This is a genomic window from Aeromicrobium sp. EU05-FHT14F07 (assembly GCF_058790455.1).
The window spans coordinates 110,076-132,684 of sequence record NZ_JBYTCR010000006.1; the positions used below are offsets into that span (position 1 = coordinate 110,076).

Here is a 22,609-nt window from a genome sequence, read left to right on the forward strand (position 1 = left end):
GGCCGTGCGCCCTCTCACCCGAACCGCGTCCACCTCGCCGCTCCGGGCGGTCCTGCTGCCCGTCGCGCTGGTCCTCGCCGTGCTGCTCGCCGGCTGCACCGGAGGCGACGACGCCGGCTCCACGGACACCGCCGCGGTGCAGAAGCGTCTCGACGCGGCCAAGAAGACCATCGACGACGCGGAGACGGTCGACGTCTCCCTGACCACGTCGTCAGTCCCCGACGGCGTGTCCGGCCTGCTGTCCGCGAAGGGGAAGGGCAACCACTCCCCCGCGTTCGAGGGTGACGTGAAGGTCTCCTCCGGCGGCGCCACGCTGACCGCCAAGGTGATCGCCGTCGACGGCACCGTCTATGCGAACACCGGCATCACCCCGGGCTACCTCACGATCAACCCCGCGTCGCTGAAGGCACCGGACCCGGCGGGTCTGCTCGACCCCGACTCCGGCCTCACGAGCATCCTCGCCTCCACCGAGGACCTGAAGACGGGCGACCAGTCGCGCGACGGCCGTGACGTGCTCACCTCCGTGACCGGGACGCTCCCCGGCTCGGTCGTGGCCGACATCATCCCGTCCGCCTCGCGGCAGGGGACGTTCGCGGTCACCTACCGGCTGACCGACGACGACGAGCTGCGCGACGCGAGGATGACCGGGCCGTTCTACGGCGAGGGCTCGAAGGTCACCTACACGGTGCGTCTCGCCACGTCGGACGAGCCGGTCACGATCACGGCCCCCGCCGCGACCGGCGGCCGCTGACCCGTGGCGGAGCCCCGCGACACCGGCGACGTGCGACTGGCGTCGCGCACCCTGCTCGGCCTCGCGGCGGTGGCGATCGCGTTCGCGGCGGCCGACACCTACGTCGTCGTGCTCGCGCTGCCCGACATGATGTCGGCGAGCGGCCTCGACGTCGACGAGCTCCAGCGCGCGGCCCCGATCGTCTCGGGCTTCCTGCTGGGGTACGTGGGCGTGCTGCCGCTGATCGGCCGCATCTCCGACCTGCGCGGACGCGTGCCGGTGCTGCTGGGCTCCTTGGTGGTCTTCGCCGTCGGGTCGCTCGTGACCGCCGCGGCCTACGACCTGGAGACCATCGTCGCGGGACGTCTGCTGCAGGGCGTGGGAGGCGGTGGACTCATCCCGCCGACCCTCGCCCTGGTCGCCGACCTGTGGCCCCCGAAGCGCCGCGGACTGCCGCTCGGCGTCGTGGGAGCCGTGCAGGAGCTCGGCAGCGTCCTCGGGCCGCTGTACGGCGCGGTGGTGCTGGCCTTCGGGTCGTGGCGCGACATCTTCTGGTTGAACGCCGCCGTCGGTCTGCTCCTCGCCGCCGTGATGCTGCGGCTGCGCGACGCGGCCCCTGCCACGGACGGCGACGCGGCGGCCGAGCGTGGTCGTCCCGACGTGGTGGGCGCCGCCCTCCTCGCCCTCTCGCTGCTCGGGCTGTCGCTCGTGATGCTGGAGCCGCAGCGGCTCGTCACCGGCGTCACCTCCGGCCTGGCGTTCCTGCCCGTCACCGGGGAGTCGCGCTGGCTCACACCGGTCGCCCTCGCGACCTACGTGCTCGTCGCGCTCCTCCTGCTGCGCCAGGCCACCGCCCGACGACCGCTGGTGCAGTGGCGCAGCTGGGGCGAGATCGCGCGGAGCACCGACCTGGTCGGGGCGGGCCTGCTCACCCTGGCGCTGGCAGCCGTCATCGTCACCTTCGCCTCGGCCGAGCCCGAGTCCGGGGCGATCTCCCCCGCGGCGCCCTGGCTGCTGCCGGTCGCCGCGGCAGCCGCCGCGGGCTTCGCCTACCGACAGCGGACCGCCGCCACGCCGCTCGTGCCGCGCGGCGCCCTGGCGGCCCGTCCGGCGTGGGGCGCCCTCGTGGTCTCCTTCGTCGTCGGCGCCTCGCTCATCGCGGCACTCGTCGACATCCCGTTCTTCGCACGTCTCACGGTCTACCGCGACTCCCAGCTCGATGCCGCCCTCGTGCTCGTCAGGTTCCTCGTCGCGCTCCCCGTGGGCGCCGTGCTGGGCGGCTGGCTGCTGCGCCGAGTGCCTGCCGCGTGGATCACCGCGGCGGCGATGCTCATGAGCGCGCTGGCGTTCCTGCACATGGCGACCTGGGACGCCCAGTCGCTCGCGAGCGGCTGGGAGACGCTCTCGCTCGTCGCCGCCGGTCTCGGCTTCGGGCTCGCGATCGCACCGGTCAACGCCGTGCTGCTCGAGCACACGGCCGACGCCGTGCACGGGGTGGCGAGCGCGCTGCTCATCGTGGCGCGCATGGTGGGCATGCTCATCGGCATCTCGGCGCTCACGACCGTCGGGCTGCGCGCGTTCTACGCGGCGTCGGAGAAGATCCCGCCGGCGTCGGAGGTCTGCTCCGGCGCCGTCCAGCTGTGCCAGGCGTACCGCGACGAGGTCCGCGACGCGGGGATCGCCCAGCTGCACGCGGTCTTCGTCGGAGCCGCCGTGTGCGCGGCCGTCGCCGCCGTCCTCGCGCTGTGGTTGTTGCGTGAGGCACCTCACAGGCGCGCGCGAAACACCGGCGGTAGGATGCCGGTGTGACGGACTTCGACGACCTCCTCGCCGCCAACCGGACCTTCGCCGACTCCTTCTCGCTCACCGGCTTCGACGGCATCGCACGTGCCGGTGTCGCCATGGTGACGTGCATGGACTCGCGCATCGACCCCCTCGGCATGATCGGCCTCCGGCCCGGCGACGCCAAGATCCTGCGCAACCCGGGCGGTCGCGTCAACGACCAGGAGCTCGTGGCCCTGGTCCTCGGCGCGCACCTGCTGCAGGTGAAGCGGGTGCTCGTCGTCGAGCACACGCGCTGCGCGATGGCCTCGTCCACCGAGGAGCAGATCCACCAGCGGGTCTCGGACAGCGCCGGCACCGACGCCACCTGGATGTCGATCGGACCGATCACCGACCAGAAGCGGCAGATCCGCGCCGACGTGCACCGCGTGACGTCGCACCCGCTCATCCCCGAGAGCGTCGAGGTCGGCGGCTTCATCTACGACGTCGACTCCGGTCTGCTCGAGCAGGTCGTCTGACGCAGACCCCTGACCGCGCAGGTCAGTCGATCGGGGTGCCGTCGAGGGCGAAGGTCGCGCGGGTGGTCGGGAGGAGCGTGGTCTCCACCACGTCCTGCACGACGGTGGGATCGATGTCGGCCAGGTCGACGGGAGACGCAGCGGGGTCGAGCATCCCCGGCTCGCCCACCGGCTCCCACGCCGCCCCGGCGAAGACCCACTGGCGAGTCGTCGTCCCGTCGACGACGGTGGCGACGCCGCTGCCGTCCCTCACGTCGAACGCCGTCACCGTCGCCGCGCCGACGGAGTCGTCGAGCTCCGTCACCTGCGTGTCCCACCAGGCGGCGGCGTCGGGCACCGTCACGCCGTCCTTCTCGGTGTAGCCGCCGTCGTCCGCGACGACGATGTCGTCGGAGGAGCCGGAGTCGAACCCGCCGTCGAAGGAGCGCGCGACCCCGAGGAACACCACGACGGCGATGACGAGCGGCACCAGGAAGATCGCGATGACCGCGACGACGCCACAGCCGATCGTGCGCTCCGTCGTCCACCCGCCGGTCCGCCGTCCTGACCCCGAGCCCGAGTCCGAACCCGAGCCGCCGTAGGACGGCGGGGCCCAGCTGGGCCCGCCGGAGCCAGGGGTCGACGCGGGCGCGGAGGACGTGACCGGTGGCAGGGTCGACGGGGCCGGCGGGGTGGTCGGGGCTGGCGGGGTGGTCGGGGCGACAGGGTCGAGATCGGCCACCGGCGCGGGCATCCCGAACGGCGGCGCGCCCAGGTCCGGGGACGTCGACGACGGTGGGCGCCCCTCGAGGTCGCGCAGGACCATCGCGAGGTCGCCCTTCGTCGCCGCTGCGTCGATCTGCTCGAGGCGCAGCGCCCGGTCGGCCGCCGTGATGCGACCCTCCGCGTACGCCTCGTCCACCATGCGTCGAGCCCGCCGACGGTCGCCGCGCCCGGCGCCGCTCGGGTCGCTGATGTCGCTCACGGCGGCAGCGTAGCGGGACGGACGTCCGGCTCCGGTCAGGCGTCGATCAGGTCGGAGTCGACGTCGTAGGCGCTCTGCACGATGAACTCCTTGCGCGGGGCGACCTCGTTGCCCATGAGGAGCTCGAAGACCGCGGCAGCCCGCTCGGCGTCGTCGACGGTGAGCCGGCGCAGCGTGCGGTGCCGCGGGTCCATCGTGGTCTCGGCCAGCTGGTCGGCGTCCATCTCTCCGAGGCCCTTGTAGCGCTGGATGGGGTCCTTCCAACGGACGTTGCGCCGCTTCAGGTCCGCCAGCGTGCGCTGGAGCTCGGCGTCGGAGTAGGTGTACTGGTACTTGTCCTGGCCCTTCTTCGGGTTGGTGAGCTCGATGCGGTGCAGCGGGGGCACCGCCGAGAACACCCGACCCTCCTCGACGAGCGGACGCATGTACCGGAAGAAGAGGGTGGCGAGCAGGCACCGGATGTGCGCGCCGTCGGAGTCGGCGTCCGCCATGAAGATGATCCGGCCGTAGCGGGCCTGGTCGAGGTCGAACGTGCGTCCTGATCCGGCGCCGACCACCTGGATGATCGAGGAGCACTCGACGTTCTTGAGCATGTCGCCGACGCTGGCCTTCTGGACGTTCAGGATCTTGCCGCGGATCGGCAGCAGCGCCTGGAACTCCGAGTCGCGCGCGGACTTCGCCGTCCCGAGCGCGGAGTCGCCCTCGACGATGAACAGCTCGGTGCGGTCGGCGTCGGCCGCGCGGCAGTCGGCGAGCTTGGCGGGCAGGGCGCTGGACTCGAGCGCGTTCTTGCGCCGCTGGTTGTCGCGCTGCTGACGCGCCATGAGACGGGTCCGCGACGCGGCGACGACCTTCTCCATGACCTGTCGCGCCTTGGCCTTCTCGGCCGCCTTGGTCGACGTCAGGAACGCCTTGAGCTCGCGGGAGACGACCTGGTTGACGATGCGCGTGACGGCCGGGGTGCCGAGCACCTCCTTGGTCTGCCCCTCGAACTGCGGCTCGGCGAGCCGTACGGTCACGACCGCGGTGATGCCCTCGAGCACGTCGTCCTTCACGATGTCGGCGTCACCGGACTTGAGCAGCCTGGTGTTCCGCAGCGTGTCGTTGAAGGTCTTCGTGACGCCCCGCTCGAAGCCCTGCACGTGCGTGCCGCCCTTCGGCGTGGCGATGATGTTGACGAACGAGCGCAGCTCGGACTCGTAGCCGGTGCCCCAGCGCAGGGCGACGTCGACGCCCAGCTCGCGCTCGACCTCCTGCGGCGTCATGTGCCCCTTGCTGTCCAGCACGGGCACGGTCTCCGTGAAGGAACCCTCGCCCTGCAGGCGCAGCACGTCGCTGACCGGCTCGTCGGCTGCCAGGAAGTCGCAGTACTCGGTGATGCCCCCGTCGTGCTTGAACGACTCCTCGAGGGGCTCGTCGCCACGCTCGTCGCGCAGCACGATCTGCAGGCCCGGCACGAGGAACGACGTCTGCCGCGCGCGGTTGACCAGCTCGTCGTAGGCGAAGGTGGCGGTCTTGATGAAGATCTGCGGGTCCGCCCAGTAGCGCACGCGGGTGCCCGTGACCGTCTTCTTCACACGACCGCCCTTGTGCAGGGTGTTGTCGGGCGTGAAGTCCGCGGCCGGGCCGTCGCCGGCGAAGACGCCGGGCTCGCCGCGGCGGAACGACATCGACCAGGTGGCGCCGGACTTGTCGACCTCGACGTCGAGCCGCGAGGACAGCGCGTTCACGACCGACGCGCCGACACCGTGCAGGCCACCGGTCGCGTTGTAGGACCCGCCGCCGAACTTCCCGCCCGCGTGCAGCTTGGTGTAGACCACCTCGACGCCCGTGAGACCGGTCTTCGGCTCGATGTCCACCGGCACCCCGCGGCCGTTGTCGCGCACCTCGACGGAGCCGTCGGCGTGCAGGACGACGTCGATGCGGTCGCAGTGCCCGGCCAGGGCCTCGTCGACGGAGTTGTCGATGATCTCCCAGAGGCAGTGCATGAGCCCGCGCGTGTCGGTGGAACCGATGTACATGCCCGGACGCTTGCGCACGGCCTCGAGGCCCTCGAGGACGAGCAGGTTGCGAGCGTCGTAGGTCGACACGTCCGGGACCTCCGTGGAAGACGTTGGGGGGTGGGTCGGGCGTCCGCGGACCCGCGCGGCGGGTCGGGGGCGTCCCGCCGTCAGCCTAGTCAGCGGCTCGTCGGTGACCCGTCTGACACGCGGCACGCCGACCGGCGTCCAGCCGTTTGACCCCGGCGGGCAGTATCTATGTCGTATGTCACCTGGGCCTGTGCGGAACAGGCCGCCGTGGTTGGATGTTGTGACAGACGTACCCCCGACGCCGCTGAGGAAGAGAGAACATCATGGCTGCAGTCGCCGAGCTTCCCGGTCTGAACGCGACCGACCGTTGCGACCGGTGTGGAGCACAGGCGTACGTCCGCGTCGAGCTCGCCGGCGGAACCGAGCTGCTCTTCTGCGCACACCACGCCCGCGAGCACGAGGACAAGCTGCGTGAGATCGCCGTGTCGATCCACGACGAGTCGGGCCGCCTCGCCGGCGTTCCGGGCTCGGCCCCCGACGTCGAGGTCTGAGACCAGGTCCTGAGAAGCGGCTTCACCGGGAGCCCCTCGCCGCACTGCGGCGAGGGGCTCCTGCCGTCTCGAGGTGCGGAGTCGGTCGACGGGTGCCACGCTCGCCGCACGAGGTCGGCATCACGTCGACCACTGTCCGAGGAGTCCTCATGCAGATCGGTACGTCGCTCTTCCTGCTGGCAGTCGGCGCGATCCTGTCCTTCGCCGTCCAGGACCGCATCAGCGGCGTCGACCTGACGATGGTCGGCTACATCCTCATCGCGGTCGGCGCGCTCGGCCTCGTGCTGTCGCTCATCCTCGGCACGCGCACCCGTCGCGACCTGCCGCCGCCCCGCTGACCGTGCTCGTCGTCCCGAGAGCCTGGTCAGCGACGCGAACCCGTTGCTAACGTCACCTTCATGAGTGCCGGGGAGGGGCCTGTGGCCCAGGATCCGTTCTGGGGCGTCGTGCGCCGACGTCATCCCGACGTCGACCTCGTGCTCCTCACCGGCCGCTCCCCGCTCGACCCTCCCGCGGCCGAGCCGGACGACGCGATCAGGTTCGACGAGGCGCGGAGGATCGAGCGCGGCGTCGACGACGCGTACGGGTCGATCCGTCACCTACTGCCGCCGGACACGCCCGCTCCGACCCGTCTGTGGCGTGCGGCCGACGGCGGGCACGCGTACCTGAACGAGAAGGCCCTGCGGGGTCTGGCGGGCCCGCGGGCCGTGGTCACGCTCCGGTCCCTCGCCCGCGCCCTGCAAGAGCGCGGGTGGGCGGTGGAGGCGGCCGGCGACGAGGACCGGCCGCGCCTGATGGCGACCAACGGTTGGATCGACCTCGACGTCCGCAGCGGTGCGGCGGCGACGCAGCTCCTCATGGCGGGTCCGGTCGTGCCGGTGCGCGCCGACGACCTCGCGACCCTGAAGGCCGAGCGGTGAGCGGCGTCGAGGCGGACTGGAACGCCATCACCGCCGCGGCCAGGGTGTGGGACGGCGCGGCCGACGGGCTCGACGGTGCGTGGCGACGGCTGCACGGCACGACCGGCTCGCCCATGGCGCCCGACGTCGTAGCGGCGTTCGAGACCTTCCGCGAGGCGTGGGTCGACGAGGTCAAGGACGTCGCGACGACCGCGCAGGCGCACGCGGAGTCCCTCGACGACGCTGCCGCGACCTACTCGGCGGTCGACGACGCCGCCTACCAGCGCATCAGGTCGCTGATGCCGTGGTCGTACCGCGACAGCACGATCGACCCCGACGGTGGCCCGCCCCCGATGCCGACCCCGTCCCCCGGCCCGAGCCCGTCGCCCCCTCCCCCGAGCGACTCGGCCCCGGCCACGCCCCAGCCGTCCCCTGGACCGTCGCCCACGCCGTCACCGAGCCCGACGGGAGGTGACTGACGTGGCACTCGTCCGGGTCAGCCAGCCCGACCCGCTGCGCACGACATCGGCCGCAGCGGCGTCGGCCACCACCGGCGTCCGAGCCACCGGCGAGAGCGTGAGCGATGCGCAGGAGTCGCTGGCGTCACAGGGCACGCCCGCGTCGTGGACCGGTGACGCCTCCGAGGCCGCCGAGAACGAGTTCACGGCGCTCTCCGCGCGTCTGGACGCCGCGTCCGCCGCGTTCGTGCGAGCCGTGACCGTGCTCGACGCGTTCGACGACACCCTCCAGACGCTCAGCTCCCGGCGGATCGACCTGGTCGAGAGGGTCTCGGAGCTCAACGGACGGATCGATACCTACGATGCCGACGTCGCCGCGTCGGATAAGGACGACGCGACCGCGCAGGAGGCGCTCGTCCAGAGGTCGGCCAACCTCGAGCGCGAGGCCACGGCCCTCCAGGCGGACGTCGACGCGTGGAACCGCGACCAGGAGTCGGCCGAGCAGACCGTGGTCTCCGGGCTGCAGGGCGTCGACACCGTCGCCGAGGGGCAGTCGGCAGCCTCGGCACCGAACCGTGCCGATGCCGCCACCCTGGCGCAGCAGCTGCAGCAGAAGGTCGACAGCGGTGACCCCGAGGCCGTCGCCGACTGGTGGAGTGGCCTGAGCCCCGAGCAGGTGGCCGCGCTCGTGATGCACTCCCCGCAGCTGGTCGGGAACGCCGGCGGGGTACCCAGCGAGGTGCGTGACGAGGCGAACCGCACGTCGATGCTCAGCGACATCGACTACCTCAGCCAGCGTCGCGACGACGGCCAGCTGAGCGACCTCGAACGCCAGCAGCTGATGAACGCCGAGGACGCCCGCGACACGCTCGACGACTACCAGGACCGGATCGATCCCGAGACCGGCGAGAACCAGGCGTTCCTGCTCGTCTACCGGCCCGACGCCTTCGACGGTGACGGCGGCGTGGCGATGAGCCTCGGGAACCCCGACACCGCTGACGACGTCACCTCCTTCGTCCCGGGGCTGACCAGCGAGGCGACGTCGCTCAGCGGCAACGTCGAGTCGATGGACCGGCTCATGCAGCTGGCCGACGGGAAGAACGGCGACCGGTCCGTCGCCGCGATCACGTGGATCGACTACGACGCACCCAGCAGCGGCGAGGGACTGACCGACGATCCCTGGGACTTCCTCCAGGTCGCCGGGCAGGGCAAGGCCACGGACGGCGGGGAGCGCTTCGCCGACTTCGTGGCCGGCATGCGAGCGAGCGACCAGGGTCCTGACGCCCACTTCACGGCGATCGGCCACAGCTACGGGTCGACGACCGTCTCGCACGCCGCCACCGACAACGACCTGCAGGTGGACGACATGGTCCTGATCGGCAGCCCGGGCACCGGATCGGCCGAGACGGCGACCGACCTGATGCCGGAGGGACACCTGTTCGTCGGATCGGCCGACTACGACCCCGTCACGCTGCTGGGCTCCCCCGCCATCGGCGCCCTCGGTCACGACCCCGCCCAGGCCGACTTCGGTGCGCACCGCTTCGAGGTCGACCCCGGCTCCTACCGGGTGCAGGACCTCCTCGAGAACCACTCGTCGTACTTCAACGAGGGCTCGACGTCGCTGGACGCGATGGCCGACGTGGTCGCCGGCCAGACCCCCGACCAGGTCGACGGACGCACGATCGGCAGCTACCAGACGCTCGACACGCTCGTCGTCGGCAGCTCCGTCGTGTCCGGCGGCGAGCAGATCTGGAACGGGGTCGAGTGGACAGGCGGGCAGGTCGCCGACGCGGCAGGGTGGACCTGGGACAAGGCCAAGGACGCCGGCAGCTGGCTGAACCCGTTCGACTGAGAGGCTGGGATGAGACGTTCGAGGATCGTGGTGGGGATCGTGATGATGGCCAGCCTGTTCGGGTGCGGTGACGGAGGGTCCGGCGACGACTCGGCCGACGCTCAGCGCACCGCCGAGGAGGCCCGGACCGCCGCGACGCAGACCTTCGACGCCGTCGGTCAGGGCGTGGAGGCGCTCGGCTACTCCAGCACCGGCGCGGGACGCTGGGTCATCTGCGGCCAGGAACCGAGCCCCAACGGCGCCCAGTACGTCGCGGAGATCGCCGTCGTCCAGAGCAACGTGCCTCCGTCGCAGTACGGCGAGGTCGTCCGCCGGCAGGCGGAGGCCCAGGGCTGGAGCGTCGAGGAGGTCGCCGGCGACACCCTCGAGGGCCGCAAGGACGGCCTGACGTTGCGCGCCCAGTACGGCGCGGCCGGGATGAACCTCTCGGTCCGCAGCACGTGCCTGGACGTGCCGAAGGACGAGATCCGCCGACTGACCGACCTGCCGAAGGACGACCTCGGCGTCGCACCCCCGTCGTGACGAGGTGGGCAAGGATCGTCGCGGGCGTCGTGACGCTGGGCGTGCTGTCCGGGTGCGGTGACCCTGGCGACGACGGCGGTGTATCGCGCGAGCAGGCCTCGCGGCGTTCCGAGGAGATCCGGACGGAGGCGGCGGACCTCTTTCCGAAGCTGGCCACGAGCATGTCGGCGGTCAGCTTCACGGGCAGCGGCACGGCCCGGTGGAAGATCTGCGGCATGCCGCCCAGCCCGAACGGTGCCGAGTACGTGGCCGAGCTGACCGTCGACCAGGCGAACACAGGCGTCTCTGAGCGTCTCGCCGCAGTCAAGGAGCTTCTCGACGGACAGGGGTGGACCCTCGACAAGGAGACGTCCGGGACGGTCACCTCCTCGAAGCAGGACACGACGCTCACCGCTCGTGTCGCGGGGGGGCGGTGCCTATCTGACGCTCTCGAGCGGGTGCGTCGACCTGTCGGGGGACCTGATCGACGAGCTCACCGATCCTGGCCGTCGCGACGACCTCGGCCTGACTCCCCCCTCCTGACCGCTTCCCCGCAGCAACGACGACGGCCCGCCCCGAGGATGCTCGTGCGGGCCGTCGTCGTGCGTCGGGCCGGGCGTCAGTCCAGGTAGTCGCGCAGCACCTGCGAGCGGGACGGGTGGCGCAGCTTGCTCATCGTCTTGGACTCGATCTGGCGGATGCGCTCGCGCGTGACGCCGTAGACCTTGCCGATCTCGTCGAGGGTCTTCGGCTGGCCGTCGGTCAGGCCGAAGCGCATCGAGACGACGCCGGACTCGCGCTCGCTGAGCGTGTCGAGCACGGCGTGCAGCTGCTCCTGCAGGAGCGTGAACGACACGGCGTCGGCCGGGACGATCGCCTCGGAGTCCTCGATGAGGTCGCCGAACTCGCTGTCGCCGTCCTCACCGAGGGGGGTGTGCAGGGAGATCGGCTCGCGACCGTACTTCTGGACCTCGACGACCTTCTCCGGCGTCATGTCCAGCTCAAGCGCCAGCTCCTCGGGCGTGGGCTCGCGGCCCAGGTCCTGCAGCATCTGCCGCTGCACGCGGGCGAGCTTGTTGATGACCTCGACCATGTGCACCGGGATGCGGATCGTGCGGGCCTGGTCGGCCATGGCGCGGGTGATCGCCTGGCGGATCCACCACGTCGCGTAGGTCGAGAACTTGAAGCCCTTGGTGTAGTCGAACTTCTCGACCGCACGGATCAGACCCAGGTTGCCCTCCTGGATCAGGTCGAGGAACAGCATGCCGCGGCCGGTGTAGCGCTTCGCGAGCGAGACGACCAGACGCAGGTTGGCCTCGAGGAGGTGGTTCTTCGCCCGGCGGCCGTCGACGACGATCCAGTCGAGCTCCTCGCGCGTCTTCTCGGAGATGCGGCCGCCCTTGCCGAGCTTCTCCTCGGCGAACAGGCCGGCCTCGATCCGCTTGGCGAGCTCGACCTCCTCGCCAGCGGTGAGGAGGGAGACCTTGCCGATCTGCTTGAGGTAGTCCTTCACCGGGTCCGCCGTGGCGCCGGCCACGAGGACCTGCTGCACCGGCTCGTCGGACTCGTCGGCCGCCGACAGCGTGAAGCTGGACTCCTCGTCCTCCTTCAGCGTCGGGTCGTTCTTGAGGTCCTTGACGAACTCCTCGTCGGGGATGTCGGGCAGGACCTTCTTGCCCTGGGCGTCGACCTTCGCGGCCTGACCACCCTCCGGCACGTCGAGCGCATCGGCGATGTCGACGGGCGCGTCGGCAGTCTTCTTCGCCGCGGCCTTCTTGGCCGGCGCCTTCTTGGCGGCCGTCTTCTTGACCGGCGCCTTCTTCGCGGGAGCGGGGGCGGCGGTCTTCTTGGAAGTCTTCGTCACGGGCTCTTCTGATCTCGCGGGTGGGCTGGACGATCGTGCTGCGCGCTACCCCGGGCGGTCTCGGCGAGGGGGTCGACGACGGTTCCGGCACGGCGGGACGGCAGGCTCTGACACCTGCGTCCGAGGACGGAACACACCGAGGACTCACCTCCCTGACCTGTCTGAGGGCGCAACAAAGAGGCCTGCGGTCAACCTCTGCGTGGTCCAGTGTGCCACGGGGACACAACCCGCGTGGCCGGACCCCCTGGACCGTCCGTGGCCCGCGGGAGGTCAGTCGAGCGGCCAGGTGTGCACGGGCTCGTTCGTGTGCATGAGCTCGGCGTACCGGCGGGTGACGGCACGGAGCGCCTCGGTGCGGTCACCCCCGCGGCCCAGCTCGTGCTCGACGGCCGAGACGAGCCAGGTCGCACCGTTGGCGCCCCGGATGCAGCGCTGCTCGACGACGTCGAGCAGCCGGTCGGAGACCGCGGCGTCGACGCCCATCTGGGCCAGACCCTCGTGCGCGAGCGGCAGCAGGTGACGCAGCACCAGCTCGCGGACGGAGACCGTGCCCACCGACGGCCAGTACTGGTCGGCCTCGATGCCCACCCGCGCCGCCTGGTGGAAGTTCTCCTCGGCCGCCTTGAAGGAGAGCTGCGACCAGACCGGACGCTCGCTCTCGCGCATCACCTGGACCAGGCCGTAGAACAGCGCCGCGTTCGCGACCGTGTCGACCACCGTCGGACCGGCGGGGAGCAGGCGGTTCTCGACCCGCAGGTGCGGACGGCCGTCGCTGACGTCGTAGATCGGCCGGTTCCAGCGGTAGACGGTCCCGTTGTGGAGCAGCAGCTCGGAGAGCGAGGGGACGCGGCCGGACTCGAGCTCGGCCACCGGGTCCTCGTCGTCCACGATCGGCAGCAGCGCCGGGAAGTAGCGGACGTTCTCCTCGAACAGGTCGAAGACCGACGTGATCCACCGCTCGCCGAAGAACACACGGGGCCGGACGCCCTGGGCCTTGAGCTCCTCGCTGCGCGTGTCCGTCGCCTGCTCGAACAGCGGGATCCGCGTCTCGTGCCAGAGCTGCCGGCCGAGGAGGAACGGGGCGTTGGCGCCCACGGCCACCTGCACGCCGGCGATGGCCTGCGCGGCGTTCCACGTCGCCGCGAAGTCGTCGGGCTCGACCTGCAGGTGCAGCTGGGTGCTCGTGCACGCCGCCTCGGGGACGATCGTGTCGGCCGTCGTCTCGAGGCGGTCGACGCCGTCGATGACGATCGCGATGTCCTCGCCACGCGCCGACAGGATCTGGTCCGACAGCAGGTGGTAGCGCGGGTTCGGCGACAGCGACTCCTGGCCGAGGTGCTCCGAGCGCAGGGTCGGCAGCACCCCGACCATCAGCAGCCCCGCCTCGACACGCGCCGCCTTCTCCTGCGCCTCGTTCAGGTCGCGGCGGACCGTGCGCTCCAGCACCGCGAAGCCGTCACCGCTGGCTGGCTGCGGCGGGACGTTGATCTCGATGTTGAACAGCCCGAGCTCGGTCTGGAACGCCTCGTCGGCGATGGCCTCCAGCGCCTCGGCGTTCCTCATCGCGGGGTCGCCGACGCCGTCGACGAGGTTCAGCTCGATCTCGACGCCGATCTGCGGCTCGCCCACGGAGAAGTCGTGCTCGGACAGCATCCGGGCGAACACGTCGAGGCAGCGGCGCACCTTCTCGCGGTACCGCGTCCGGTCCTCACGCGTGAAGGTCCTGTCGTCGACGTCCTGACCCATGCGTTCACCCTAGGGGCGACGCCGGTCCCGTGCGCGTCATCGCAGCGAGGCGGCGTCGGAGAAGGCAGCACGCACGATCTTCCTCAGCTGCCGCGGGTGGGTGCCCACGCGGAGCGCGTCGCCGAGGGTGGCCGCCATCGTGTAGCCCGGGTCCGCGGTCCTGGCCCGCTCGAACCCGATGGCGGCCTGCGCGCCGTCTCCGCGCAGGTACGCGAGGTAGCCGGCCACCGTGTACGGCACGGCCGCGTAGACGCCCGGGGAGCGGCGGGCCAGCTCGCGCCACGTGACGAGGCGCTCCGGCCCGCAGTCCTCGAGGGTCGGCCACAGCCCGTCGCGGACCGCCCCCAGCGTCAGCCAGATCCCCAGTCGCAGCAACGACCGCGCCTCGACCGCGTCGATGCCGGAGCGGTCGACGGTACCCACGACCTCCTGCACCTCCTGGAGCCCGGCGACGGCGAGGTCGGTCGGGGCGCGCCACGACTGCTCCACCAGCTCTCGCTCGACCTGCACCACCTGTGTCAGGAGCCACGTCGCGCCCGGTCCGTCGCACGGTCGCCAGCGGTCCTCCAGCGTCGCGCGGTCGGGGAGCACCTCCTGGCCCGCGAGAACCGCCTCCAGCATCGCCGGGTGGTGCGGGCTCAGGTCGAGCGGCGTGCCCGCCGGGTCGTCGTCCGACGTGGTCCAGTAGCGCGACGAGTCGGTCCACGCGGTGACGACCGGTCGGATCCCGCCGAGCGCGCCCTCGACCGCACGCGCCGCCTCCGCTGCTCGCGCGGTCCTGCAGGAGACGACGAGCACGATCGCCCCGTCGGCGCCCTGGCCGCGCAGGTGGCCGGCCACGAAACGGGCGATCTGACGCACGTGGTCGTCCTGGTCCGGCAGGTCCACGCGCATCGTGAAGCCCAGCCTGTGCCGTGGACCGCTCGTCGCGATCGCGCAGATCGACTCCTGCGGTGCGAAGCCGAGGGCAGCAGGGAGGAGGTTGAAGAGGTCGGCCACGTCGTGGGCCGTGTACACGGGCTGAGTCGTCATGGTCCCAACCTGGTGCCGGCGGGTGCGGCGTGGCGGCGTGCGTGCGCGCCCTGTGGACAGGACACGGCACGCTCCCCCGGAGGCCGTGGAGGGTGTGGACGGAGCGACCGTCGGCGGTCCGCAGCAGAATGGGCCCATGCGGTCCACGGCGTCGGTGCTCCACCTCGACCTCGACGCCTTCTTCGCCTCCGTGGAGCAGCGCGACAAGCCGTCGTTGCGCGGCCGGCCCGTGATCGTCGGTGGCATCGGCCAACGGGGCGTGGTCTCGACCTGCTCCTACGAGGCCCGCGTGCACGGCGTCCGGTCGGCGATGCGGATGGCGGAGGCCCGCGCCCGGTGCCCGCACGCGGCGTTCCTCTCGGGCCGCTTCGACGCCTACCGCGAGGCGAGCACCCTCGTCATGCGCCGGCTGCGGGAGGAGTCGCCGCTCGTCGAGCCGCTCTCCCTCGACGAGGCGTACGTCGACCTCGCGGCCGGCGCGGACGACGACCTCTCCCCCGACGCCGTGCTGGAGCGCGTCGAGGGGCTGCGCCGCGACATCACCGAGATCACCGAAGGTCTCACGGCGTCCGTCGGCGTCGCCTCCTCGAAGCTGATGGCGAAGATCGCGAGCGAGCTGCGCAAGCCCGACGGCGTGTTCGTCGTGGCGCCGGGGACCGAGCTCGCGCTGCTGGAGCCGATGCAGGTCCGGGCGATCCCGGGCGTCGGGCCGGCCACGGCGGAGCGTCTGCGCCGGATCGGGGTCGGCACGGTCGGCGAGCTGCGCGAGCGCGACGAGGACGAGCTGGTGCGGCTGCTGGGCTCCGCGTCGGGACGCTCCCTGGCCCGCCTAGCCCGCGCCGACGACGACCGCGCCGTCGTCGCCGAGCGCGAGGCGAAGTCCATCAGCGTCGAGGACACCTTCCCCGACGACGTCACCGACCGCGCCCGGCTGGAGGCCGTCGTCGACACCATGGCGCGCCGGGTCGGCGGACGGCTGCGGAGCGCTGGGCTGTCCGGACGCACCGTCACGCTGAAGATCCGCTACCACGACTTCGAGACGCACACCCGGTCCACGACCCTCGCGGGTCCCACCGACTCGCCCACGCTCCTCGCCGCGAGTGCGCAGGGCCTGCTCGCCGCCACGGACCTGTCCGGCGGCCTGCGCCTGGTCGGGGTCGGGGTCAGCGGTCTCGCCGACTGGGTGCAGGACGACCTCTTCGCCGAGCCCGAGCCCGAGGCGGCCGACGAGCTCGAGGACAACCCGCCCGCCGTGCCCGACGCCTCCAGCGCGGCTCCGGACCGCTCCCCCGACCCGGGCACCCTCTGGAGCCCCGGCGCCGACGTCCACCACCGCGACCACGGCGACGGCTGGGTCTGGGGCGCGGGCCTCGGACGGGTGACGGTGCGCTTCGAGACGCGCCTCACCGGGCCCGGCCCCGTGCACACCTTCGCGGCCGCCGACGACGCGCTCACCGCCGGCCACACCGGGCCGACCCGCCCCCGTCGGCCTGACGAGCTCGCGGTGCCGAGCGCCGCGGAGCGGTCGGTCGATGGCGGCCTGGGTGCCGGGCGATAGCGTCGCGGCATGACGTCGACGCACGAACCGCCCGTCGCCCCTCAGCACCCGGTCGTCCGCCGCCACCACGGCGACGAGGTCGAGGACCCGTACGAGTGGCTCCGCGACAAGGACGACCCGCGGACGCTCGCGCACCTGGAGGCCGAGAACGCGTACGCGGAGGCGCGCACGGCGCACCTCGCCGACCTGCGCGGTCGGCTGTTCGAGGAGATCCGGTCGCGGACCCTCGAGACCGACCTCTCCGTCCCCGTCCGGCACGGTGCGTGGTGGTACTACTCCCGCACCGTCGAGGGCAGCCAGTACGCCATCCGGTGCCGCACGGCCGTCTCCTCCCCCGACGACTGGGACCCGCCCGTGCTGGTCCCGGGCGAGCCCGTCCCCGGCGAGGAGGTCCTGCTCGACTCCAACATGGAGGCCGAGGGGCACGAGTTCTTCTCCCTCGGCGGATTCTCGCTGAGCGACGACGGCACCCTGCTCGCCTGGTCGACCGACGTCGTCGGCGACGAGCGCTACACCATCCGCGTCAAGGACCTGCGCAGCGGCGAGCTGCTCGCCGACGAGATCACCGGCACGAGCGGCGGCGTCACCTGGTCCGCCGACGGGAGCCACCTCTTCTACACGACCGTCGACGACGCGTGGCGCCCCCACCGGGTCTGGCGGCACCGACTGGGCTCCGACGCCGACGACGTGCTCGTGCACGAGGAGACCGACGAGCGGTTCTTCACCGGGGTCGGGCGCACCCAGTCCGAGCGCTACCTGGTGATCGGTGCGTCGTCGAAGATCACGAGCGAGGTGCTCGTCCTCGAGGCCGACGACCCGACCGGGGAGTTCCGCGTCGTGGTGCCCCGCCGCGACGGCGTGGAGTACTCGCTCGAGCACGCGGTGGTCGCCGGACGTGACCTGTTCCTGGTCCTGCACAACGACGGCGCGGAGGACTTCGAGCTCGGTGCACTCCCCGTCGACGCCACCCCGGTCGACGGTCCGCTGCGCGAGGCGCTCGAGACGGTCGTGCCGCACCGCCCAGGCACCCGGCTGGAGGGCATCGACGTCTTCGCGCGGTCGCTCCTGCTCTCCTACCGCCGGGAGGCGCTCACGCGCGTCGCCATCGCGACCGTCGACGAGGACGGCCTGGGCGAGCCGCGCGAGATCGACTTCGGCGAGGAGCTGTTTACCGCGGGTGTCGGCGCGAACGCCGAGTGGGACCAGCCGGTCATCCGCCTCGGGATGGGATCGCTCGTGACGCCCAGCACCGTGCTCGACCTCGTGGTCGAGACGGGCGAGCTCGTGGTGCGCAAGCAGCAGACGGTGCTCGGCGGCTACGACCCGGCCGACTACGTGCAGCACCGCACGTGGGCCACCGCCGACGACGGCACGCTGGTGCCGATCTCGCTCGTGGCGCGCGCCGACACGCCTCGCGACGGCTCCGCCCCCGCGCTCCTCTACGGCTACGGCTCCTACGAGATCAGCATCGACCCCGGCATGTCCGTGCCACGCCTCTCGCTGCTCGACCGCGGCTTCGTGTTCGCCATCGCGCACGTCCGCGGCGGCGGGGAGCTCGGTCGGGCCTGGTACGACCAGGGCAAGCTGACCCACAAGAAGAACACCTTCTCCGACTTCGTCGCCGCGGCGCGCCACCTCGTGGCGGAGGGCTGGACCTCGGCCGAGCGGCTGGTCGCCGAGGGCGGGAGCGCGGGCGGCCTGCTCGTCGGCGCGGCGCTCAACCTCGCACCCGACGCCTTCGGTGCCGTCGTGGCCGAGGTCCCCTTCGTCGACGCGCTCACGACCATCCTCGACCCGAGCCTCCCGCTGACGGTCATCGAGTGGGACGAGTGGGGCGACCCGCTGCACGACGCGGACGTCTACGCCTACATGAAGTCCTACACGCCCTACGAGAACGTCGCCGAGGTCGCGTACCCGCCCGTGCTGGCGGTGACCAGCCTCAACGACACCCGCGTGCTCTACGTGGAGCCCGCGAAGTGGGTCGCCCGGCTGCGCGAACGGTCCACCGGCGAGGTCCCCGCCCTGCTCAAGACGGAGATGAACGCCGGCCACGGCGGCGTGAGCGGACGCTACGCGGCCTGGCACGAGCGCGCCTGGGAGCTGGCCTGGATCATCGACGTCGTGGGGGCGCCCCACGAGCCCCGACCGGCCGCCACGGATGTCGGTGCCGACTCGTAGGCTGCTCGCGTGTTCCGCATCGCCACCGTCAACGTCAACGGCATCCGCGCCGCCCTCCGCCGAGGCATGGGCCCCTGGCTCGAGGCCGCCGACGCCGACGTCGTCACCCTGCAGGAGGTCCGCGCGCCCGACGCGCTCGTGCACGAGCTGATGGCCGACACCGGCTACCACGTCGTCCACACCGAGGCCGCCGCCAAGGGTCGCGCGGGCGTCGCGGTGCTCAGCCGCACCGAGCCCAAGGCGCACCGTGTCGGCCACGGCGACCCGTCCTTCGACGACGCCGGACGCTGGGTCGAGTCCGACCTCGTCCTGCCCGACGGCAGCCTTCTCACGACCGTCTCGGCCTACGTCCACTCCGGTGGCGTCGGCACGCCCAGCCAGGACGAGAAGTACCGGTTCCTCGACCAGCTCCTCGTGCGGCTCGCCGAGCTGCGTGAGCACGCCGACCACGCGGTGGTCACGGGAGACTTCAACGTCGGCCACACCGAGCTCGACATCAAGAACTGGAAGGGGAACCTGAAGAAGGCCGGGTTCCTGCCGGAGGAGCGCGCCTACCTCGACCGCGTGCGCGACGAGCTCGGGTGGGTCGACGTCGCGCGGGCGCACGCCGGCGAGGTCGAGGGCCCCTACACCTGGTGGTCGTGGCGCGGCCAGGCCTTCGACAACGACACGGGGTGGCGCATCGACTACCAGCTCGCCACGCCGGAGCTGGCGGCCACCGTCAGCTCCGCTCGCGTCGACCGCGCCGCGAGCTACGCGGAGCGGTTCTCCGACCACGCCCCGCTCGTCGTCGACTACGCCCTCTGACCGTGGCGCTCGCCCGCGTCCTCGGTCCCGTCCGGGCCACCGGCCTCGGGGCCGGGTCGATGCTGGGGGCCGGCGTCTTCGTCGCGCTCGGGCCGGCCGTCGGTCGTACCGGCGTCTTCGTCGTGTGGGCGGTGCTGCTGGCGGCGCTCGTGGCTGGACTCAACGCCCTGGCGTCGGCCCGGCTCGCCACCCGCTATCCCGCCGCGGGCGGGACCTACGTGTTCGCGCGGGAACGCCTCGGGGCCACCTGGGGGCACCTGGCCGGCTGGGTGTTCGTGGTCGGCAAGACCGCGTCCTGCGCGGCGATGGCGCTGGCGGTCGGCGCCCACGTGGCCCCCGGACACGCGACCACGCTCGCGGTCCTCGCGGTCGCCGTGCTGACGGCCGTCGACCTCGCCGGCGCCCGCCGTTCGGCCGATGCGCTCACCGTGTCGGCGGTGCTGGTCGTGCTGGTGGTCGGGACGACGTCCCTCCTGGTCCTCGGCGAGGCGCCGCGCGACGACGGGGTCGGCTACGCGATCGACCTGCAGGCGGTCCCGCAGGCGGCGGCGCTGCTCTTCTTCGCCTTCGCCGGCTACGCCCGCCTCGCGACCCTCGGCGAGGAGGTGCGGGACCCCGAGCGCACCATCCCGCGCGCCGTGGCCGTCTCGTTCGCGGTGGTCACCGTCCTCTACGTCGTCGCCGGGGCGGCGGTGGCTCGCGCCCTCCCGCCCCACGTCGCCGGCGCCAGCGACCGCGCCGTCGCCGACGCGGTCGACACGCTCGGCCACCCCGTGCTCACCGCCACCGTCGCCGTCACGGCCGTGGTCGCGGCCGGCGGCGCGCTGCTGTCCCTCCTCGGCGGGGTCAGCCGCACCACGTTGGCCATGAGCCGCGACCGACACCTCCCGCGGGTGCTGTCCCACGAGTCCTCCCGTGGCGTGCCCGCGACCGCCCAGCTCGCGGTCGCGGTCGTCGTGGTGGCCGCCCTGCCCTTCGTGGGCGCGGTCGAGGCGGTGGCGGCCTCGAGCGGCTGCGTGCTCGTCTACTACGCGCTCACCAACGCCGCGGCGCTGACGCTCGACGGCACCGTCCTGCGGGTCCTCGCGGTCGCGGGGCTCCTCGGATGCGTCCTGCTCGTCCTCGCCCTCCCCCTCGCCGGCGTGCTCTGGACGATCGCGGTGGTCGTCGTCGGCCTCGCCGCCGGCCGCCTCACCCTCCCCCGCGCCGCGGCCTGAGCCGCCTCTCCCTCCCCGCGTTTCGTGGACATCGTGACGATCTCGGGCGCGGAAACCGTCACGATGTCCACGAAACGCGGGAGGGGAGGGTGGGCTCGGGCGTAATACATCAGGTGCTGATATAGTTGGTTGCATGCAGCAACCTGATGTCGCACGCCTGACGCAGGCCCTGCGCGACTTGGTGGCGGTCGTGTCCCGCGACTCCGCCACGCGAGGCCTGAGCCGCACCGCGGCCGGGACGCTGTCCGCCCTCGACCGGCACGGTCCGTGCCGCGTCTCGGACCTGACCCGGCTCGAGGCCGTCGGTCAGCCCGCGATGACCGGACTCGTCCAGCGACTCGAGGCCACCGGCCTCGTCAGCCGCACGAGCGACCCCAGCGACCGCCGAGCGACCCTCGTCGCGATCACCGACGCCGGACGCTCCGCCCTCGCGGAACGTCGCCGGAGCCAGGACGCACTGATCGCCGCCCGACTCGGCCGCCTCTCACCCGACCGACTCGACGCCCTCGACCGCGCCGTCGACGCGCTCGTCGACCTGACCCAGGAGGACCATGACCAGCCCCACTGACCAGACATCCGACACCGGCGGCCACGGCTCCGCCCGAGCGAGCCTGCTCGGGCAGCCGAAGGCCGTGTACGCGGTCGCCTTCGCGTGCGTGATCTCCTTCATGGGGATCGGTCTCGTCGACCCGATCCTCCCCGCGCTCAAGGAGCAGCTCGACGCCACCGAGAGCCAGGTGACGCTGCTGTTCACCAGCTACCTCGTGGTCACCGCGGTCGCCATGCTCGTGACGAACGCGGTGTCCAGCCGGTTCGGGGCCAAGCGGACGCTCGTGGTCGGCCTGGCCATCATCGTGGTCTTCTCGGCCCTCGCCGGCTCCAGCGGCAGCATCGAGGGCATCGTCGCCTTCCGCGCCGGCTGGGGGCTGGGCAACGCCCTGTTCATCGCGACGTCGCTCGCCGCGATCGTCTCGAGCGCCCGCGGAGGGTTCGCCGGGGCGATCATCCTCTACGAGGCGGCGCTCGGCCTCGGCATCGCGGCGGGCCCGCTGGTCGGCGGCACCCTCGGCAACATCAGCTGGCGCGGTCCGTTCTACGGCGTCGCCGTCCTCATGTCCATCGCGCTGGTCGCGACCGTGCTCCTGCTGCCCTCCACGCCGAAGCCCACCCACGCGACGCCGCTCAGCGCCCCGCTCAAGGCCCTGCGCCACCGCGGCCTGGCGACCATGAGCGTGGCCGCACTGCTCTACAACTGGGGCTTCTTCACCATGCTCGGCTACGCACCGTTCCCGATGGCGCTGTCCATCACCCAGCTCGGCTGGGTCTTCTTCGCCTGGGGCGTGCTCGTGGCGTTCTTCTCGGTGATCGCCGCCCCGTGGCTGCAGCAGCGCTTCGGCACGTCGGTCTCCCTGTACGCAGCCTTCACCCTCTTCGCGGTCGACCTCGCCCTCATGGCCACCGACCCCACCGACCAGCGCCTCATGGTCGGGTGCGTCGTGGCTGCGGGCATCTTCATCGGCATCAACAACACGCTCATGACGCAGGCGGTCATGACCATCTCGCCGGTGGAGCGTCCCGTCGCGTCCGCCGCCTACGGGTTCGTCCGCTTCATCGGCGGCGGGCTGGCGCCCTTCGCCGCCGGTCGGATGGTGCAGGCATGGTCGGTGCACGTGCCGTTCGCCGTGGCGGCGGTCGCCGTCCTGGGGGCCGCGGTCGTGCTGTCCACCGCCCACCGGGCGCTGCGCGACGCCGACGCCGGCCTCGACGAGGACGGACACGTCGTGACCGACCAGGACGACGTCGCCGGCGAGGTCGCCGACGAGTTCGGGGGCGCACCCGGCGCCATCGACGAGGCCCTGCACGCCCGCTGAGCCGGTCCACCACGACGGGGCGCGCACCTGCTGGTGCGCGCCCCGTGTGGC

General features: G+C 72.3%; 20 protein-coding genes. 15 read left to right on the top strand and 5 right to left on the bottom strand.

The window, feature by feature from the left end; translation table 11 throughout:
- Positions 1-4 precede the first annotated feature (4 nt).
- The 3 genes from AC3WRM_RS07825 to AC3WRM_RS07835 are packed head-to-tail and all read left to right on the top strand — an operon-like array spanning position 5 to position 3,030.
- Entirely contained in the window at positions 5-751 is a 747-nt protein-coding gene (locus AC3WRM_RS07825; RefSeq protein ID WP_492247563.1) for an LppX_LprAFG lipoprotein, read from the top strand.
- 3 nt (positions 752-754) lie between these two features.
- On the top strand, positions 755-2,539 hold the full coding sequence (locus AC3WRM_RS07830) for an MFS transporter (RefSeq protein ID WP_492247562.1): 1,785 nt from the start codon (positions 755-757) through the stop codon (positions 2,537-2,539).
- Positions 2,536-3,030 carry a beta-class carbonic anhydrase gene (locus AC3WRM_RS07835; RefSeq protein WP_492247561.1) on the top strand — a complete coding sequence of 165 codons (495 nt, stop codon included), beginning with the start codon at positions 2,536-2,538 and terminating at the stop codon, positions 3,028-3,030. The genes AC3WRM_RS07830 and AC3WRM_RS07835 overlap by 4 nt, the downstream gene beginning before the upstream one ends.
- Positions 3,031-3,052: 22 nt before the next feature.
- On the opposite strand, the gene AC3WRM_RS07840 is transcribed toward AC3WRM_RS07835, so the two are convergent.
- Both AC3WRM_RS07840 and AC3WRM_RS07845 read right to left on the bottom strand, forming a co-directional pair.
- Entirely contained in the window at positions 3,053-3,994 is a 942-nt protein-coding gene (locus AC3WRM_RS07840) for a DUF1707 domain-containing protein (protein WP_492247560.1), read from the bottom strand.
- 35 nt (positions 3,995-4,029) lie between these two features.
- A complete protein-coding gene (locus AC3WRM_RS07845; RefSeq protein ID WP_492247559.1) occupies positions 4,030-6,084 on the bottom strand; it encodes a DNA gyrase/topoisomerase IV subunit B in 2,055 nt (684 codons plus the stop codon).
- Between the two features lie 263 nt (positions 6,085-6,347).
- On the opposite strand from AC3WRM_RS07845, the gene AC3WRM_RS07850 reads away from it, so the two are divergent.
- The 6 genes from AC3WRM_RS07850 (at position 6,348) to AC3WRM_RS07875 (ending at position 10,306) form a co-directional block, all read left to right on the top strand.
- Positions 6,348-6,575 (top strand): DUF7455 domain-containing protein, encoded by a 228-nt coding sequence (locus tag AC3WRM_RS07850; RefSeq protein WP_492247558.1) that lies wholly within the window; start codon positions 6,348-6,350, stop codon positions 6,573-6,575.
- 149 nt (positions 6,576-6,724) lie between these two features.
- Positions 6,725-6,913, top strand: a complete 189-nt coding sequence (locus AC3WRM_RS07855; RefSeq protein WP_067857049.1) for a DUF6458 family protein — start codon at positions 6,725-6,727, stop codon at positions 6,911-6,913.
- 60 nt (positions 6,914-6,973) lie between these two features.
- Positions 6,974-7,495 carry a hypothetical protein gene (locus AC3WRM_RS07860; protein WP_492247557.1) on the top strand — a complete coding sequence of 174 codons (522 nt, stop codon included), beginning with the start codon at positions 6,974-6,976 and terminating at the stop codon, positions 7,493-7,495.
- Positions 7,492-7,953, top strand: coding sequence for a hypothetical protein (locus AC3WRM_RS07865; RefSeq protein ID WP_492247556.1), 462 nt, complete (start codon positions 7,492-7,494; stop codon positions 7,951-7,953). The genes AC3WRM_RS07860 and AC3WRM_RS07865 overlap by 4 nt, the downstream gene beginning before the upstream one ends.
- A 1-nt stretch (position 7,954) precedes the next feature.
- Positions 7,955-9,784: an alpha/beta hydrolase gene (locus AC3WRM_RS07870; RefSeq protein WP_492247555.1), complete on the top strand. Its 1,830-nt coding sequence runs from the start codon at positions 7,955-7,957 to the stop codon at positions 9,782-9,784.
- Between the two features lie 9 nt (positions 9,785-9,793).
- Positions 9,794-10,306, top strand: a complete 513-nt coding sequence (locus AC3WRM_RS07875) for a hypothetical protein (RefSeq protein WP_492247554.1) — start codon at positions 9,794-9,796, stop codon at positions 10,304-10,306.
- Between the two features lie 598 nt (positions 10,307-10,904).
- Here the strand turns inward: AC3WRM_RS07875 and AC3WRM_RS07880 are convergent.
- The 3 genes from AC3WRM_RS07880 to AC3WRM_RS07890 all read right to left on the bottom strand — a co-directional run bounded on the left by AC3WRM_RS07880 (position 10,905) and on the right by AC3WRM_RS07890 (position 14,927).
- Complete coding sequence (locus AC3WRM_RS07880; RefSeq protein WP_492247553.1) at positions 10,905-12,149, bottom strand: RNA polymerase sigma factor; 1,245 nt, start codon at positions 12,147-12,149, stop codon at positions 10,905-10,907.
- Positions 12,150-12,419: 270 nt separating this feature from the next.
- Complete coding sequence (locus AC3WRM_RS07885; RefSeq protein WP_492247552.1) at positions 12,420-13,895, bottom strand: glutamate-cysteine ligase family protein; 1,476 nt, start codon at positions 13,893-13,895, stop codon at positions 12,420-12,422.
- Between the two features lie 36 nt (positions 13,896-13,931).
- Entirely contained in the window at positions 13,932-14,927 is a 996-nt protein-coding gene (locus tag AC3WRM_RS07890) for a DUF4192 domain-containing protein (RefSeq protein WP_492247551.1), read from the bottom strand.
- Positions 14,928-15,063: 136 nt separating this feature from the next.
- Between AC3WRM_RS07890 and AC3WRM_RS07895 the strand changes: the two genes are divergently transcribed.
- From AC3WRM_RS07895 to AC3WRM_RS07920, 6 genes are all read left to right on the top strand, one after another.
- Positions 15,064-16,485, top strand: a complete 1,422-nt coding sequence (locus tag AC3WRM_RS07895) for a DNA polymerase IV (RefSeq protein WP_492247550.1) — start codon at positions 15,064-15,066, stop codon at positions 16,483-16,485.
- 9 nt (positions 16,486-16,494) lie between these two features.
- Positions 16,495-18,663, top strand: a complete 2,169-nt coding sequence (locus tag AC3WRM_RS07900; protein ID WP_492247549.1) for a S9 family peptidase — start codon at positions 16,495-16,497, stop codon at positions 18,661-18,663.
- A 9-nt stretch (positions 18,664-18,672) separates the two neighbouring features.
- Entirely contained in the window at positions 18,673-19,470 is a 798-nt protein-coding gene (locus AC3WRM_RS07905; protein ID WP_492247548.1) for an exodeoxyribonuclease III, read from the top strand.
- 2 nt (positions 19,471-19,472) lie between these two features.
- Complete coding sequence (locus AC3WRM_RS07910) at positions 19,473-20,687, top strand: APC family permease (RefSeq protein ID WP_492247547.1); 1,215 nt, start codon at positions 19,473-19,475, stop codon at positions 20,685-20,687.
- A gap of 133 nt (positions 20,688-20,820) precedes the next feature.
- Positions 20,821-21,255 (top strand): MarR family winged helix-turn-helix transcriptional regulator, encoded by a 435-nt coding sequence (locus AC3WRM_RS07915; RefSeq protein ID WP_492247546.1) that lies wholly within the window; start codon positions 20,821-20,823, stop codon positions 21,253-21,255.
- Positions 21,239-22,558, top strand: a complete 1,320-nt coding sequence (locus AC3WRM_RS07920) for an MFS transporter (protein WP_492247545.1) — start codon at positions 21,239-21,241, stop codon at positions 22,556-22,558. Before AC3WRM_RS07915 ends, AC3WRM_RS07920 begins: the two co-directional genes overlap by 17 nt.
- Positions 22,559-22,609: the final 51 nt, after the last annotated feature.